General features: G+C 55.3%; 13 protein-coding genes. 4 read left to right on the forward strand and 9 right to left on the reverse strand.

The features are described 5' to 3' along the window. The first annotated feature begins 343 nt into the window (after positions 1-343). Positions 344-1,891 (forward strand): CYTH and CHAD domain-containing protein, encoded by a 1,548-nt coding sequence (locus tag M9H61_RS19665; RefSeq protein ID WP_250282492.1) that lies wholly within the window; start codon positions 344-346, stop codon positions 1,889-1,891. Between the two features lie 37 nt (positions 1,892-1,928). Here the strand turns inward: M9H61_RS19665 and M9H61_RS19670 are convergent, their stop codons facing one another. After that, complete coding sequence (locus tag M9H61_RS19670) at positions 1,929-3,413, reverse strand: deoxyribodipyrimidine photo-lyase (RefSeq protein WP_250282494.1); 1,485 nt, start codon at positions 3,411-3,413, stop codon at positions 1,929-1,931. A 116-nt stretch (positions 3,414-3,529) separates the two neighbouring features. After that, positions 3,530-5,050, reverse strand: coding sequence for a PLP-dependent aminotransferase family protein (locus M9H61_RS19675; protein ID WP_250282496.1), 1,521 nt, complete (start codon positions 5,048-5,050; stop codon positions 3,530-3,532). A gap of 119 nt (positions 5,051-5,169) precedes the next feature. Between M9H61_RS19675 and M9H61_RS19680 the strand changes: the two genes are divergently transcribed. Further along, a complete protein-coding gene (locus M9H61_RS19680; protein WP_250282497.1) occupies positions 5,170-5,832 on the forward strand; it encodes a pyridoxamine 5'-phosphate oxidase family protein in 663 nt (220 codons plus the stop codon). A 68-nt stretch (positions 5,833-5,900) separates the two neighbouring features. Here the strand turns inward: M9H61_RS19680 and M9H61_RS19685 are convergent, their stop codons facing one another. Beyond that, complete coding sequence (locus M9H61_RS19685; RefSeq protein ID WP_250282499.1) at positions 5,901-6,809, reverse strand: pseudouridine-5'-phosphate glycosidase; 909 nt, start codon at positions 6,807-6,809, stop codon at positions 5,901-5,903. Between the two features lie 228 nt (positions 6,810-7,037). On the opposite strand from M9H61_RS19685, the gene M9H61_RS19690 reads away from it, so the two are divergent. Further along, the gene (locus M9H61_RS19690; RefSeq protein WP_250282501.1) at positions 7,038-8,231 is read left to right on the forward strand and encodes an MFS transporter; all 1,194 of its coding nucleotides are present in this window, start codon (positions 7,038-7,040) and stop codon (positions 8,229-8,231) included. A 97-nt stretch (positions 8,232-8,328) separates the two neighbouring features. On the opposite strand, the gene ilvC is transcribed toward M9H61_RS19690, so the two are convergent. The 4 genes from ilvC to miaA all read right to left on the reverse strand — a co-directional run bounded on the left by ilvC (position 8,329) and on the right by miaA (position 12,974). Next, complete coding sequence (gene ilvC / locus M9H61_RS19695; RefSeq protein WP_068519609.1) at positions 8,329-9,348, reverse strand: ketol-acid reductoisomerase; 1,020 nt, start codon at positions 9,346-9,348, stop codon at positions 8,329-8,331. Positions 9,349-9,465: 117 nt separating this feature from the next. Continuing rightward, a complete protein-coding gene (gene ilvN, locus M9H61_RS19700) occupies positions 9,466-9,975 on the reverse strand; it encodes an acetolactate synthase small subunit (RefSeq protein ID WP_369813528.1) in 510 nt (169 codons plus the stop codon). A 114-nt stretch (positions 9,976-10,089) separates the two neighbouring features. Next, a complete protein-coding gene (locus tag M9H61_RS19705) occupies positions 10,090-11,853 on the reverse strand; it encodes an acetolactate synthase 3 large subunit (RefSeq protein ID WP_068519611.1) in 1,764 nt (587 codons plus the stop codon). 152 nt (positions 11,854-12,005) lie between these two features. Further along, positions 12,006-12,974, reverse strand: a complete 969-nt coding sequence (gene miaA, locus M9H61_RS19710) for a tRNA (adenosine(37)-N6)-dimethylallyltransferase MiaA (RefSeq protein ID WP_250282503.1) — start codon at positions 12,972-12,974, stop codon at positions 12,006-12,008. A 210-nt stretch (positions 12,975-13,184) separates the two neighbouring features. On the opposite strand from miaA, the gene serB reads away from it, so the two are divergent. Continuing rightward, positions 13,185-14,075 (forward strand): phosphoserine phosphatase SerB, encoded by an 891-nt coding sequence (gene serB / locus M9H61_RS19715; protein ID WP_206927039.1) that lies wholly within the window; start codon positions 13,185-13,187, stop codon positions 14,073-14,075. Between the two features lie 77 nt (positions 14,076-14,152). Here the strand turns inward: serB and M9H61_RS19720 are convergent, their stop codons facing one another. Both M9H61_RS19720 and M9H61_RS19725 read right to left on the reverse strand, forming a co-directional pair. Next, positions 14,153-15,646 (reverse strand): DegQ family serine endoprotease, encoded by a 1,494-nt coding sequence (locus tag M9H61_RS19720; protein WP_250282506.1) that lies wholly within the window; start codon positions 15,644-15,646, stop codon positions 14,153-14,155. Between the two features lie 199 nt (positions 15,647-15,845). Next, on the reverse strand, positions 15,846-16,037 hold the full coding sequence (locus tag M9H61_RS19725) for a DUF2065 domain-containing protein (protein WP_068519615.1): 192 nt from the start codon (positions 16,035-16,037) through the stop codon (positions 15,846-15,848). Positions 16,038-16,104 lie beyond the last annotated feature (67 nt).

The following is a 16,104-nucleotide window of genomic DNA, read 5'->3' on the forward strand; positions in this document are numbered from 1 at the left end:
TTGAGAATGCGAAAAAATGCCGGATGTCGGGAATCGGGCCGGTGTGACGTCAAATTTTTTGGGGGAACGTCGCATGGTCCTTGATGCAAACCAGCAAAGAAGGGGAACAAAACTGCTCAAATGAACAGAATCCCCAAGTCTGGATTTCAAATGAAAAGCCGAAACTGTGCGAGCCGCCAGATCTGCGTTTAGTGCTTGATTAAGAACGGCTTTACGCCTTTTGTTGCGGAAATTTTACATTCCGGTACGCTTTGAAATCAGACGGCAGCAAAATGTTATCGGAGTTCGCGTAACCAACCGGTGGCTCCCGCGTCACCGAAAACTGGATGCCCAGGGGACAAACATGACTGAGAAGCAGATCGAGATCGAACTGAAACTTCGGATCGATCCGAAACACGTTGCGCGCCTTAAGAACGCGCCGGTCCTGCGCGAGGTCAAGGAAGGTCGGCGTCTGATGACGACGCATCTTGTCTCTATTTACCATGACACGCCCAAGCTTGCCCTTGCCAACAAGGGGCTTGCGATCCGCGTACGCAAAAAAGGCACCAAAGGCTGGGAGCAAACGGTCAAGACATCCAACGGCCTGCGTGAAGCACTGCCATCGCGTCATGAATGGACGGTGGAACTCGAAGACGGTGTGCTTGATCTTGATCTGTTTACCGATAAGGACGTCAAAAAACTTCTGAACAAGTTTGCCCGAAAAAAGAAGATCGACCGTATTTTCGAAAGCGACCTGAAACGAAGTGCCGTTGATTTGACCTATCGCGATGCCGTCATGGAACTGGCGATCGATCAGGGTGTCGTGCGATCAGGTGAAAAGGAAGTTCCGATTTCCGAGGTCGAGTTTGAACTTAAAAAAGGCCATCCGGCGGCACTTTTTGATCTCGCACTTGAACTGCAGCGCACGGTTCCGTTGTTGTTAAGCATGCGCTCCAAGGCATCGCGCGGGCGTGACCTTTATCTTGATCGGGGCCCCGGCGCGTACCGCGCGGCCCCGGTTGAACTGACCGATGACATGTCGGCTGAAACGGCATTTCGCACCATGCTGGGGCAGGGGCTTCGGATGATTCTCAGCAACGAGGTCTGTGTTCGTCAGGATCTTGATGTTGAAGGCTGCCATCAGATGCGCATCGGAATGCGTCGATTGCGGGTCGCACTGAACCTTTTCAAAAGAAACCTTCCGGCTGGCGAGGCCGTCTTGCTGCGCCGTTTGCTTAAATCATGCAGCAAGGGGCTCGATGGTTTGCGCGATTGGGATGTTTTCCTGGGCGAGACCCTGCCCCTGATCGAAGAACGTTTCCCCGATCACCAAGGCGTTGCCGAATTGCGCATCGCAGCCCAAAAACAGCGTGCCAAGGCATTGGACGCGGCCCGGGTGATGCTTGATGCGCCGGAATATGGTCAGCTTCTTTTGATCCTGGGGGCCTGGGCAAGTTATTCGCGTTGGGCATCAGGGGCCAGTGCCGAACAGATGAAGGCAATGGCATCCCCGGTCACTGATTTGGCAACACCGCTTCTTGATCGGGCCTATAAGCGGGTCACCAAGCGGGGCGAAAATGTCGCCGAACTCACTACGCCGCAACTTCATGCCTTGCGCCTTGATGTCAAACAGATGCGCTACGGGACCGAGTTCTTCGGGTCGGTCTATCCTGCCAAAAAGGTCAAAAAGTTCCGCTCCAGACTGACATCGATGCAGCAAATTCTGGGACAGCTTCAGGACGCCGCCGTTGCAGAGGCAAGGCTTTCGGCCCTGACGCCCGACCTGTCAACTGACGGGCATGTTGCGGTCGGACTGGTGTCGGGCTGGTTTGGCGCACGCGTCGAACATGAACTTCCTGGCCTTGAAGAAGCCTGCAAGAACTTCACAGAACAAAAGCTGTTCTGGAAGTAGGTAACCCGGTTGCTGCGGGGCGGGTGAAGCCGGGTGCTTAAGATGCCGCCTGCTTCATGTCCTGATAGGCGCTAAGGGCGCGTTCGCGGCCTTCTTTGACGCCGATAACCGGTTCGGGGTAGTCGGTGCCCAAACGGACGCCAGCGGCCTTGAGGATCAAGGGTGATGCTTCCCACGGTTTGTGGATATATTGTTCGGGCATGTCACGCAGTTCCGGCACCCATTGGCGGACATATTCACCGGCCGGATCAAACTTTTCACCCTGAAGTACCGGATTGAAAATGCGGAAATACGGGGCCGCATCCGCCCCGCATCCACCAATCCATTGCCAGGAAAAGGCATTATTGGCCGGGCAGGCATCAACAAGCGTATCGTCAAACCATGCCAGCCCCGCGCGCCAATGAATCAGCAGATGCTTGACCAAAACCGAACCGACAATCATCCGGACCCGGTTATGCATATAGCCGGTGTGCCAAAGTTCGCGCATGCCGGCATCGACAATGGGAAAACCGGTCTGGCCTTTTTGCCAGCGTTCAAGGGCGTCCTGATCTTCTGACCATGGAAAATGCGCAAACTGCCCCTGCAATGGCACAGATCGCAGGTCTTTGGCATGAAACAGAATGTGATGGGCAAATTCGCGCCATCCCAGTTCGGACATGAATTTTGACGCGGTTTTCCCTTGTCCCGGATGGGCATCGGCATAATGGCTTGCACTATGCCACACCTGATAGGGGCTGATTTCGCCAAAACGCAAATGCGGGGAAAGCTCCGACGTTACCCGGCGGTCGGGCCGGTCGCGCAGATCGGCGTAATCAACCAGACGATCATCGATAAAATCAAACAGCTGGTCTTTTGCCCCTTGTTCACCCGGGGTGAACCGTTCGGCAAGGCCACCGGCCCAGTCAAACGGTTTGGGGTCAAGATCAAGGGCCGAAAGGCTTACTTCGTCACCAAGTTCAGCATCAAACAGCGCAATCGTGTCCGGGGCGGCAATTGGCGTACGGGGCGGCGGAAACTTCTGGCAGGCCCGCCAGAACGGGCTATAGACCTTGAAATCCGTGCCGCTACCGGTTTTGACTTCCCACGGTTCGAACAGAAGATTGGCCTTGAAGCTTTCACATGTCAGGCCGCGATCAGACAATGCGGATTTGATGTCGGTATCGCGTTCTGTTGATGTTTTGTCATACAGACGGTTCCAAAACACCGCCTTGACGTCACAAGACCCGATAATGGTTTCAAGAACCCCATGCGCGTCACCGTGAAACAGGCGCAAGGATGGGGTTTTGGTCGATGACTTTGCCGCCAGGCCATCAATGCCTTGCGCAAGGGCAGACAGACTTTTTTCAAGCCACCAGCGCGTTGCCCCGCCAAGCTGACCGTCAATGACCGGATCAAGAATAAAGACCGGCAGCACCACACCATTATGCTCGGACGCCCACTTTACAGCCGCACGCAAGGCAGGATTGTCCGCCAGACGCAGATCGTTGCGAAACCACATGATGGCGATCGGGCGTTGGGTCATTGGTAATCCTGAAGTTTCTTGTCCTGCGGGGATTTCAAAGCCGGAGGGGAGAGAGTGTCGTGACTGTGACAGCGTATTGAGGGGATGTCACGCCACTCTCTCTGGCTCGGGGTACATCAAGCATTACGTTTCAGAATTTCGATCAGTTCACCGAAACTGTCAGAAAGTTGGTTTTTGTCCCAGCCGGCAAATCCAAGAACCAGCCCCTTGGGCAAGGTTTCTGCATTTTCGGGTGATTTGTCATGGTAATAGGATGAAAGAGCCCGGCAATCCAAACCGGCCTCGACCATTTTTTCCTGAATGAATATATCGTCATGGCCGCCTGTCAGTCGGGCGCACAGATGCAATCCGCCATCCGATGGCATTGCCGCAAGCAATCCTGATGCGCTGTTTGCAATCAGATCCTTGAGATGGGCGCGTCTTTCCCCGTATCGCATCCGCATTTTGCGGACATGACTGCCAAAATGCCCTTCGGCAAAGAATGTACCAAGGGCCGCCTGTGCGGTTGGTGCCGGAACACCGTCGGCAAAACCGCGCATGCCACGAAAAGCCGGGACCAATGCCGGTGGCAGAACAAGATAGCCAAGCCGTATACCCGGAAACAGGACCCGTGAAAACGTCCCGACATAAATCACCCGATGATCGGTATCGAGCCCCTGAAGCGATGAAAGTGGCGGCCCGTCATAGCGGTAATCGCTGTCGTAATCGTCTTCAACAATCCAGGCATCATGGGCTTGTGCCCATTGCAAAAGTGCCAGCCGCCGCGACAGCGACAATGTCGTGCCCAGCGGATAATTGCGCGACGGTGTGGTTACAATCACCCGGGACGGGGACGGTGTCTGGGATAATCGTGCAACACATAATCCTTCATCGTCGACCGCCACCGGATGCACAATGGCGCCACTAGATGCCAGAACCCCGCGAATGCCCTCGTAACCGGGGTCCTCGGTTGCGATGATATCGCCCGGATCAACCAGGGCACGGGCAATCAGATCAAGTGCCTGCTGGGCACCGGAAACCACCATGACCTGATCGGCGTGGCAATTGACCCCGCGCGACTGGCGCAGCCATTTGGCAATTTCCGCCCGCAATTGCGGCAATCCCATCGGATCATCGGGAATGGTCAGGTCGATATTCGGCGCACGCCAGGCGCGGCGCAAAAGGCGCGCCCACATATCAAACGGGAAACCGTCCAGATCCGGCGTTGCCGGGTTGAACGGGCGGGCAACGCGAAAACGCGGAAACCGTCGCTGATATGCCAGCATCCGTGATGCGCTTTGACTAAGATGCAATGGGCGCGCGTCCGATCCCCGCGGCGGGGCCATTCCGGTTTGTGACACGGTCTGCATGTCACGATCGGGGAGTGAGCGGGCAACAAAGCTTCCAGCGCCAATACGGGTTTCAAGATATCCTTCCGATGTCAGCAAATCGAAACTGGTCACGACCGTATTGCGCGATATCCCCAGTGACTTTGCCAGATCACGACTTGCCGGAAGCCGTTCCCCGGGATGCAGCCGCCCGTCCAGAATGGCCGACCGGATGCCGTGATAAAGCCTGCGATAGGCCGTGGTTGCGCCGGGCTCTTTGTCCCCGTCGATCTGGCTTGGGTAAATCCAGCTGTAATCACTGCGTGGCATCGGCGGTCCTGCGGGTTAAATTGGATCTATCATTTTTACTATAATGGACCTTTTTAAAAGTCCAATTCTAAGGATGATGGCACCATTGATTGCCACCCGAATAAAAGAACGAGACCGCCATGGCTGATACGACCTTGTCCGAACAATATGAAGTCCATCCCCACACCAAAGTTGTCCGCGGACCCAAACGCGCATCTTATGACCGTGAACTTGTGCATGGCATTATTGATGACGCGCTGATTTGTCATGTCGGCACGGTTGTCAATGGTCGTCCGGCCATGATCCCGACCGCGCATTGGCGTGTCGGTGAACGGATTTACATCCATGGTGCGTCAAAAAACCGCATTCTGGCGGCAATTGCCGATGGCGCAGAAGCCTGCCTGTGCATCACCCATCTTGATGGTCTGGTGATGGCGCGTTCTGCGTTTCATCATTCCGCCAATTACCGGTCAGTCATCATTTATGGCAAGGGCGCGGTTGTAACCGATGACGCCGACAAGATGGAACATTCCCGCCTGTTTGTCGAAAAGCTTGAACCGGGGCGCTGGGACAAAATCCGCCAGCCAAACAAACAGGAACTCAAAGCCACGATGTTCCTTGGATTTGATCTTGAACAGGTTTCGGCAAAGGTTCGCGCCGGCGATCCGGTCGATGATGACGAAGATTATGACTGGCCGGTATGGGCCGGTGTCCTGCCCAGTACGACCCACTGGGGCACGCCGATTGACGATACCCGTATCAAACCCGGGTTCGAGGGGCAGGGATATCTTCGGACATCTTAGTGATTAAATGAAAAAGGGCTGGCAATCATTTGCCAGCCCTTCGTCTGTTCGGATAGCGATCTGTTTGATCAGCCTGCCATGGCAACCGCGATCTTTGCGCCCAGACGTGCATTGTTGCGCACGAGGGCAATGTTGGCTTCAAGGCTTTTGCCTTCGGTCAGCTGCGTGACACGTGCCAACAGGAACGGGGTGACATCACGTCCGTGAATGCCTTTTTCCTGCGCTTCGGCCAATGCATCATCAATCGCGCCTTCGATGGCTTCGCGTGCCAGTGCCTTGTCGGCTTCTGGCGGATTGCCAATCACAGCACCGCCTTCAAGACCGAATTCCCATTTCGATTTCAGGAATGCCGCCAAATCTTCCGGGCTATCAAGACGAAGCGGTGCCTTGTGGCCGCTTTCGACCGAATAGAATGCCGGGAATTCATCGGTCCCATAGGCAATAACCGGAACGCCAAGCGTTTCAAGATGCTCAAGCGTTTTGGGGATATCAAGGATCGCCTTGGCCCCAGCACAGACAACCGCAACACTGGTTTTGCCAAGTTCGGTCAGATCGGCCGATACATCGAAATTGCCGGCCAGATCACGATGAACACCACCGATGCCGCCAGTCGCAAAGACACGAATGCCGGCTTTTTCTGCCAGGATCATGGTTGCTGAAACCGTGGTCGCACCATCGCGTTTCTTGGCAATGCAATATGGAATATCGCGACGCGACAGCTTCAGAATATCGGTGCCCTTGGCAAAATATTCGAGTTCTTCGGGCGACAGGCCGATCTTGCAGCGTCCGCCAATCACGGCGATGGTGGCAGGGATCGCACCGTTATCACGCACATCCTGTTCCACAGCCTGCGCTGTTTCAAGGTTCTGCGGATAAGGCATCCCGTGCGAGATAATGGTAGATTCAAGGGCCACAACCGGCTTGCCGCTTGCCAGGGCTTCTGCGACCTCGGGGGCGATATCGATATAGTCAGACATTCAATCTGCTCGTCTTGAAGTTAAAGTTTTAAAGGCCAGAATTAAACAGGTGGGCCTGATAAATCCAGCCCAAACCACGCCATCTGATCAAGCATTGGGAATGGCTGCCTTGCGCGGGCAGGTATATCGTTGCCCCTGTTGCAACGGACTTGTGCCAGCGATCAGATTGTAAGCAACTGATTTGATGGATATCCTGAAACAATACCACGTTTTGAAAGCCCATCTGAAATGCATGCCAAGCCCACCCTGACGCGCGGACTTCTGACCTTTATGGCAGTCGGAAGTGGCCTGTCTGTCGCCAGCCTTTATTACGTGCAGCCGCTTCTTGAATTGCTGGCCCGCGAATACGGGTTAAGTGAAACCAGCGCCGGACTTCTGGTGACGGTTGCGCAGCTTGGCTATCTGACTGGCTTGATTGCGGTTGTCCCGCTGGGTGATCATCACGAACGGCGCAAGCTTTTGACGGTGACGTCGGCTCTTACGGCACTCGGATTGCTCGCCATGGGGTTGGCGCCATCGTTTCTGATGTTGGTGGCATTCAGCATTTCGGTCGGCATTACCTGTGTGACGGCACAAATTCTGGTGCCGCTCGCCGCCCACCTTGCGGCCGATGACAAGCGTGGATCGGCGGTGGGGGCAGTGATGAGCGGGCTTTTGCTGGGGATCTTGCTGGCGCGTACTTTTTCCGGCGTGATGGCCGAACTCGCCGGATGGCGATCGGTCTTTATTGTCGCATCTGTCCTGATGGCGTTCTATGCGGTTGCGTGCTATCGCATCATTCCCAATATCCCGCCGACCTCGCATACCAGCTATCGCGCACTTTATCTGTCGATCCTGCATCTGTTCAGGGATGAGGCGGTTCTGCGGCGGCGCAGCCTGATTGGCGGGTTGCAATATGCCGTCTTTGCGATTTTCTGGACGTCGATGGCCTTCATGCTGGTACGCCAGTATGACATGTCCGAAGCCGTCATCGGGCTTTATGGCCTGATCGGGGCGATCGGTATTCTGGCTGCTCGCATCTCTGGTCGTTTGGCTGACAAGGGCTGGGCACGGATTAGCACCGGCGGGTTCCTTTTGACCACCATATCAAGCTGGGTGTTGCTCTATTGGGGGCAATGGTCGCTGGTGGCCTTTGCCATCGGGGTGGTGTTGCTCGATCTTGGTATTCAGGGCACGCATATCTCGAACCAGAGCGAGGTTTATCGTCTGAGTGCCGAGGCCCGCAGCCGCCTGACAACAGGCTATATGGCCAGCTACTTCTTTGGCGGTGCCTGTGGATCGGCAAGCTCGGCTGTGGCTTATGGCATGGGGGGATGGCCTGCTGTGGTGGCCCTTGGATCAACTGTTTCGGTTCTGTGTGCGGTGATCTGGGCCGTGACCGAATTGCGCCTGCCGTTGCGACAGATGAAACACGGCGCCTGAACCCGGACAGGGCCCGGACAGAAAACGTTGTGGCACACAAAGCAAAACGGCCGTCCCATCGGGACGGCCGTTTGCGCAAGAACGATCTAAGCGATGCTTAGTTCTTTTCTTTGTCGACGAGCTGGTTTGCAGCAATCCACGGCATCATCGCGCGCAGTTTGGTACCAACTTCTTCGATTTCATGTTCGGCGTTCAGACGGCGGGTTGCCTTGAACATCGGCTGGCCGCAATGCATTTCCTGAACGAAGTCACGAACGAATTTGCCTTCCTGAATGTCAGCAAGAACTTCTTTCATGCGTTCTTTGACCGATGCGTCGATCACGCGCGGGCCGGTGACATAGTCGCCGTATTCTGCGGTGTTCGAGATCGAGTAACGCATGTTGGCCATACCGCCTTCATACATCAGGTCAACGATCAGCTTAACTTCGTGCAGGCACTCGAAATATGCCATTTCCGGTGCATAACCAGCTTCGGTCAGGGTCTCAAAACCGTATTTGATCAGCTGGGTCAGGCCGCCGCAGAGAACTGCCTGCTCGCCGAACAGGTCGGTTTCGCATTCTTCACGGAAGGTGGTTTCGATAACGCCGGAACGACCGCCACCGATTGCCGATGCATAGGACAGTGCAACTTCAAGCGCGTTGCCCGAAGCGTTCTGTTCGATAGCAACCAGGCACGGAACACCGCCGCCACGCTTGTATTCGGAACGCACGGTGTGACCCGGGCCTTTCGGCGCGATCATCATGACGTCAAGGTCAGCGCGCGGCTCGATCAGGCCGAAGTGAACGTTCAGACCGTGTGCGAACAGAAGTGCGGCACCCTGTTTCAGGTTGTCACGCAGTTCGTTTGCATAGATCGCTGCCTGGTGTTCGTCCGGGGTCAGGATCATGACGACGTCTGCCCATGCGGCTGCTTCGGCCGGGGTCATGGTTTTCAGACCGGCAGCTTCGGCTTTCTTGCGCGAGCTCGAGCCTTCACGAAGGCCAACAACAACTTCTTTAACGCCGGAGTCATGCAGGTTCAGTGCATGGGCATGGCCCTGCGAACCGTAACCGATGATGGCAACTTTTTTGGTTTTGATCAGATTAACATCTGCATCGCGGTCGTAATAAACACGCATCTTTCGATACCTCTGGACGTTGGACCACGCTTATGTCTGTGCGTGGTGGATGGTAATAATGATTTCGGGAACATATCCCGATGCCTTGCCCGATGCGGATCACCAGGCAGGGCAAACTCACATCGTTAGTGTGCCGCGCGAAATCGCAGCCACACCGGTACGCGAAATTTCCGAAAGCCCCAGTGGCGCCATCAATTTGATGAAGGCATCAATCTTTTCGGGGCTACCGATGATTTCATAAACGAAGGAATTATTGGTCGCATCGACTGCGCGGGCCTTGAAGATGTCGGCGATACGCAGGGATTCAACACGCTGTTCACCCGTGGCGATCACTTTGACCAGTGCCAGTTCACGTTCGACACTCGGCCCGGCAAGTGTCAGGTCACTGACCTTGTGAACCGGGACAAGACGCGAAAGCTGTGCCTTGATCTGTTCGATTACCATGGGCGTGCCCGAGGTAACCACAGTGATGCGCGACTGGTGGGCATCGGCGTCGACTTCGGCAACGGTCAGGCTTTCAATGTTATAGCCACGGCCGGAAAACAGGCCGATCACACGGGCCAGAACGCCAGATTCGTTGTCCACCAGAACGGATATGGTGTGTTTCGAGATTTCGGTTTCTTTCACGGTTTCGCTCCGTAGGTACTCGGCCAGGAGGCACATTGAGGCATCTTTGTGCCGCCCGCGCCGGCCTTTTAATTATGGTTTGATGAGTTCGTCTCGCACATTGGTTGGTGCGGATCAGACCAGAACCATCCCTTCGTCGGAATCAATGGCTTCGTTGCCATCGGTTTCCTGCCCAAGCAGCATTTCATTATGCGGCTTGCCCGATGGAATCATCGGATAGCAGTTTTCCTTGTCATCCACGGCAACATCCAGAATCACCGGACCATCAATCTCGAGCATCTTCTTGATGGCGTCATCAAGATCGGCCGGATTGTTACAGGTCAGACCGGTAAAGCCGAATGCCTCGGACAGTTTGACGAAGTCAGGCAGGGTCTCGCTATAGCTTTCGGAATAGCGCGAACCGTGCAGAAGCTGCTGCCACTGACGAACCATACCCATGTAACGGTTATTCAGGATCACGGTTTTGATCGGCAGACGATACTGCGTCATCGTCGCGCATTCCTGAATGTTCATCATGATGGACGCATCACCGGTAAAGCACACGACCGTCGCATCGGGATGGGCAACCTGAACGCCAAGGGCGGCCGGCATGCCATAGCCCATGGTGCCAAGACCACCGGACGTCATCCATTCATAGGGATGTTCGAACCCGAAATGCTGGGCTGCCCACATCTGGTGCTGGCCAACATCGGTGGTGATATAGGTCTTGCGATCACGGGTAAGCGCATGAACACGACGGATAACGTGCTGCGGCTTGATAACGTCTTTGGGCTGCTTGTAGGACAGGCAGTGTTTGCCACGCCATCCTTCGATTTCATCCCACCAGCTATCAAGTGCGGTCGCATCGATCTTGTACTGTTTGGCTTTCCAGATCTTGATCATGTCTTCAAGAACATGACCGACATCACCAACAATCCCGATATCGACCGGAACGTTTTTGTTGATCGAGCTCTGATCAATATCGATCTGGATTTTCTGCGAATTCGGGGCAAAGAAATCAAGGTTACCGGTCACGCGGTCATCGAAACGCGCACCAATCGCGACCATAACGTCGCAATCATGCATCGACATGTTCGATTCATAGGTGCCGTGCATCCCGACCATGCCAAGATACTGCTTGTCCGATGCCGGATAGGCGCCAAGCCCCATCAGGGTCAGCGTGATCGGCGCACCGGTCATGCGGGTGAATTCGGTCAGAAGCTTGCAAGCCTGGGTGCCGGAATTGATCACACCGCCGCCGCAATACAGGATCGGCTTTTTCGCCGATGCCAGCATCTCGAGCGCTTCTTCGATCTGGCTGCGTTCGCCTTTGACGACCGGGTTATAGGTGCGATGCTGAACCTGGGCCGGCTCCATATAGGGGGCCTTGCCAACAAGGATGTCCTTGGGAAGGTCGATCACAACCGGACCCGGGCGGCCGCTTGATGCAACGTGGAAGGCTTCGTGCATGGTGCGCGCCAGACGATCCGGATTTTTCACCAGATAGTTATGCTTGGTGCACGGGCGGGTAATGCCGGTGGTGTCGGCTTCCTGGAAGGCATCATTCCCGATCAGATGGGTCGGGACCTGGCCGGTCAGGCAGACAACTGGAATAGAATCCATCAACGCGTCGGTAAGGCCCGTAACAGCATTTGTCGCACCCGGTCCCGAGGTCACCAGCACAACGCCGACCTTGCCGGTCGAGCGGGCGTAACCCTCAGCAGCGTGGACAGCAGCCTGTTCATGGCGCACTAGAACGTGACGAATCCGGTTTTGTTTAAATATCTCGTCATATAGCGGTAGGACAGCGCCGCCAGGATAGCCGAACACGACTTCCACACCCTGATCAGCAAGGGCCTGCAACACTACTTCCGAACCGCTTAAAATACGTTCTGCCATGATTTTCGAGCCTCTTTACTTAACGACAACAACGTGTCGCGTGATAACCGCGTGATTGAAACATGATCCAATTATCCTCAAATTGGAGTTGAAAAATCCGCCGAAACGGCGGTTTTCCGCCATTTCGGCGGGGGAAGCGCCAACCTATCGCCTCACTTTGGCGTGGTCAACAGAAATTGGTTAATATCATGACGCATTTTTGCTGCCAAACTTTCCGAATATTGCGCGTCGATGATTTCCTTGTCGCTCATCTGGTGGCGAAACCACGTCAATTGGCGCTTTGCGTAACGCCGGGTTTCGCGTTGTGATTTTTCCCGGGCGGTGGCCAAATCGATCTCGCCGGCAAGGTATGCGCCAAGCTCGCGGACGCCCACGGCCTTCATGACCGGCGCCGTGTCAGGAAGCCCAAGCGCAATCAAATCGCGGACTTCATCGATCGCACCCTGTTCAAGCATAAGGTCAAAACGGCGATTGCAGCGGTCATAAAGAATATCGCGCGGCGGCATGTAACAAAGTTTTTTGAACTTCATATTGTCAGGCGGGGGAACCATCGGTTCCTTGTGCCAGGAAGCCAACCCGCGACCGGTATGGGCAAAAACTTCGGCAGCGCGAATCATCCGTTGCGTATTGGTGCCATCGAGTGTTGCCGCGGTCTCCGGATCGTTCTTTTTAAGCTTTTCAAAGAAGGCGGCATGGCCAATATCCTCGAGTTCGGCGGTCACACTGTCGCGAATCCGGCTCGGAACATCGGGAATGGGGGCGATTCCCTCGGTCAGGGCATTCAGATACATGCCCGTTCCGCCTGTTACGATCGGCAATTTTCCCTGCGCGTGGCAGTCATTGATTTCGGCCATCGCCATGTCGCGCCACTTGCCGGCCGAACAGGCTTCGCGTCCCGACAGCACACCATAAAGCCGGTGTGGTGCACGCGACGTTTCACTTTCATCGGGGCGGGCACTCAGGACACGGAGTTCGGAATAGACCTGCATGCTGTCGGCATTGATCACCACTCCGTCAAACGCTTCGGCCATATCCAGCGCAAGCGCGGACTTGCCGCAGGCAGTCGGGCCGGCAACGATCAGGACCGGGGCAAAAGACAAATTGGCATTCACAGCCGACATAAAAGGCACTTCCAAATTCAAACATGTGTCAAAGGCCGGTCAGTCTATTGACTTCGATGCCAAAGGCATAGCGATTTGGGACAATAACCGGCTGCAAAAAACACGTAAGCATGGCGTCGATCATCAAAGTTCTCTTGCCACAGTCGGGTGCAATTCGGATAAAGGCGACAAATCTGTTTTATGCCTTTTCCGCCAAGGAGCCCGCAGACCATGAAATTGGTACTGACCCTGATTGCCGCCCCCAATTCAAATGCGCTGACCAAAAACGTGATTGATCAGGCCGCAATCGCCTTGACCGGTGCCGGTGCGCTGGTCGGGGATGTTACCTGGCTGGCGGATGGCGAGGCATGCGATCTGATTTTTGATGGCATTCCCCTTGATGTGGCCGATACCAGCCTTGCCGAGGCGGAGCTTGGCGTGGACGCCGTCACCCAGAAAATTGCCACCCGGCGCAAGAAACTGCTGATTGCCGATATGGACAGCACCATGGTCACCGGGGAAACCCTTGACGAACTGGCCGAGTTTGCCGGTGTAAAGGAACGTGTTGCCGCGATCACCGCGCGCGCGATGAACGGGGAACTTGATTTCGAAGCGGCCCTTGATGAACGTGTCGGCCTGCTTGAAGGCATGTCGACCGACATGCTGCAAGAAGCATGGAAAACCGTGGAATATACCGGCGGGGCCAAGACCCTTGTTGCAACCATGAAGGCCAACGGGGCGTTTGCGGCACTGGTATCGGGCGGATTTGATTTCTTTACCGGTGCGGTTCGGGCCGAACTTGGTTTTGACTATGATCAGGCCAATGTCCTGATCGAAAGTGATGGCAAACTGACCGGCAAGGTCAAGAAGCCGGTGCTCGATCGCCAGGCCAAGGTCGATGCCCTTGAAACCCTTTCAGCCCAGCAGGGCATTACGGTTGATGATGCAATTGCGGTTGGCGATGGCGCCAATGATCTTCAGATGATCTCGCTGGCTGGGACCGGTGTTGCCTTCCACGCCAAACCGTCGGTGCAGGAACAGGCACGTATTTGCATCAATCACGGTGATCTGACGGCGTTGCTTTATCTGCAAGGTTACAGCAAGGCCGATTTCGTTTCCTGATATCGGACACACCCCAAAGAAAAAGGGCGGCCTGCCAAGCAGGTCGCCCTTTTTTCGTATCATCGTGTTCGGGATGCTTACTCAGCAACCGAAAGTGTGAGGCCGAAGTAACGCGGGCCGGCCGATGTTTCGATCAACATCAGGATGGTGCGTTTGTCATCATCGACCGCGGCTTTGACGGCCTTGGTGACGTCTTCGACGGTTGTGACCGAGCTGTGCGATGCCTCGATGATGATATCACCGGGACGAACGCCTTTTTCGGCGGCATAGCTGTCACCCGAAACATCAGTGACAATCACGCCTTCGGTACCTTCGGCAAGGTTGTAACGCTGACGAAGTGCGTCATCGACATTGGCGACCTTGATGCCCAGTTCGGCAATGCTGGCTTCGGCGATTGCCGGGGCTTCATCGCCTTCGGACGGGCTTGCGCTTGCGGCAATCACTTCTTCTTTAAGTTCGCCAAGCTCGACCTGGACGGTCTGTTTCTTGCCATCGCGCCAGATCACAACATCGACATCCTTGCCGATTTTGGTTTCGGCAACGATACGCGGCAGGCGACGCATGGACTCGACATCCTTGCCATCAAATTTCAGGATGACGTCACCCTGTTTGATGCCGGCTTTCTTGGCCGGGCTGTCGTCAGAAACGCCGGCAACCATTGCGCCGGTTGCGCTATCAAGGCCAACCGAGTCCGCAATATCGTCGGTCACGGTCTGGATGTGAACACCAAGCCAGCCACGACGGGTGCGGCCATATTCCTTAAGCTGATCAACAACACCCTGTGCAATGGCCGACGGAATGGCAAAGCCGATGCCAACCGAACCACCGGACGGGGAATAGATCGCGCTGTTAATACCGATCACGTCGCCATCAAGGTTGAACAACGGCCCGCCAGAGTTCCCGCGGTTGATCGATGCATCGGTCTGGATGAAGTCATCATACGGACCCTGGTTGATGTCGCGGTTGCGGGCGGAAATGATGCCGGCCGTTACCGTACCGCCAAGACCGAACGGGTTCCCGATCGCCATTGCCCAGTCACCGATACGCGACGCATCCGAGTCCCCCCATTTTACAAATGGCAGGTCATCTTTCGGTTCGACTTTCAAAAGGGCGACGTCGGTTTTCGGATCGCGACCGATCAGTTCGGCATCAAGGGTTTCACCATCATGAAGACGGACGCTGATTTCATCGGCACCATCAATAACGTGATTGTTGGTCACAATGTAACCGTCAGCCGAGATGATAAAGCCCGAACCAAGTGCCGTTGCGCGGCGCTTTTGCGGGGCCTGACCACCTTGGCCGCCCTGGCCATTGCGATCCATGAAGTCACGGAAAAGGTCTTCGAACGGCGAACCCGGAGGGAACTGGAAATCCGGTCCCTGGCGTTCAGCGACCATCTGGCTGGTAGATATATTCACGACACTCGGCAGAAGCTTTTCGGCCAAGTCTGCGAAACTCTCAGGAGCGGGGCGGGCATTCGCGATATGCGAAACACTGGTCACGCCAAGGAGAACAATCACCAGTGCAGCGCTAACCTTCGACCGCACCGGGTTGTAAAATGCTTTTAGCATGTGTCTGATCCTGTTCGTTGCCGCGTTCACGGTATTTGTAATTCTGTTTTGCAGCGCGCGATGGGGCGTTTATTTTACCCGTCGCTTAAGTAACCAAATTAACCCCGACTTTGGCAGAATTTGGGCGGCTCTTGGAAAAATCAAGGAATTCTCGGCACAAAGTCGTGACGTTCCTGTCATATATGGCGGATTTCGGGGCCTAGAGCCAAACACGTACCGCCCAGATTGCGCCAATGGCAACGACCGCTGCAATCAGTCCACCGATGCGCAATTGTGACTCAGGGATTTCCTGAACCAGTTCCAGCACCCTTTTCGCGCCGCCGGGAAACAGCGAATAAAACATGCCCTCCAGCGCGATGGCCAGAAGTATGGCAGTAGCAAGTTCCTTCATGGGCGTGGACGTTCCGGCGGTTTTTAAAGCCTGCCTTACGCAATGCGCCAGCAGGACTTGATTATGA

Origin of the sequence: Thalassospira sp. GO-4 (assembly GCF_023588965.1) — a bacterium.
GTDB lineage: Bacteria > Pseudomonadota > Alphaproteobacteria > Rhodospirillales > Thalassospiraceae > Thalassospira > Thalassospira povalilytica.

What these genes read in the sequence shown, in the direction of transcription:
- M9H61_RS19685 (WP_250282499.1), bottom strand. Translation starts at nt 6,809, where the DNA reads ATGTCTGACTATATCGATATCGCCCCCGAGGTCGCAGAAGCCCTGGCA.
- miaA (WP_250282503.1), bottom strand. Translation starts at nt 12,974, where the DNA reads ATGTCGGCTGTGAATGCCAATTTGTCTTTTGCCCCGGTCCTGATCGTT.
- M9H61_RS19725 (WP_068519615.1), bottom strand. Translation starts at nt 16,037, where the DNA reads ATGAAGGAACTTGCTACTGCCATACTTCTGGCCATCGCGCTGGAGGGC.
- M9H61_RS19675 (WP_250282496.1), bottom strand. Translation starts at nt 5,050, where the DNA reads ATGCCACGCAGTGATTACAGCTGGATTTACCCAAGCCAGATCGACGGG.
- M9H61_RS19670 (WP_250282494.1), bottom strand. Translation starts at nt 3,413, where the DNA reads ATGACCCAACGCCCGATCGCCATCATGTGGTTTCGCAACGATCTGCGT.
- M9H61_RS19680 (WP_250282497.1), top strand. Translation starts at nt 5,170, where the DNA reads ATGGCTGATACGACCTTGTCCGAACAATATGAAGTCCATCCCCACACC.
- ilvC (WP_068519609.1), bottom strand. Translation starts at nt 9,348, where the DNA reads ATGCGTGTTTATTACGACCGCGATGCAGATGTTAATCTGATCAAAACC.
- M9H61_RS19705 (WP_068519611.1), bottom strand. Translation starts at nt 11,853, where the DNA reads ATGGCAGAACGTATTTTAAGCGGTTCGGAAGTAGTGTTGCAGGCCCTT.
- M9H61_RS19720 (WP_250282506.1), bottom strand. Translation starts at nt 15,646, where the DNA reads ATGCTAAAAGCATTTTACAACCCGGTGCGGTCGAAGGTTAGCGCTGCA.
- serB (WP_206927039.1), top strand. Translation starts at nt 13,185, where the DNA reads ATGAAATTGGTACTGACCCTGATTGCCGCCCCCAATTCAAATGCGCTG.
- M9H61_RS19690 (WP_250282501.1), top strand. Translation starts at nt 7,038, where the DNA reads ATGCATGCCAAGCCCACCCTGACGCGCGGACTTCTGACCTTTATGGCA.
- M9H61_RS19665 (WP_250282492.1), top strand. Translation starts at nt 344, where the DNA reads ATGACTGAGAAGCAGATCGAGATCGAACTGAAACTTCGGATCGATCCG.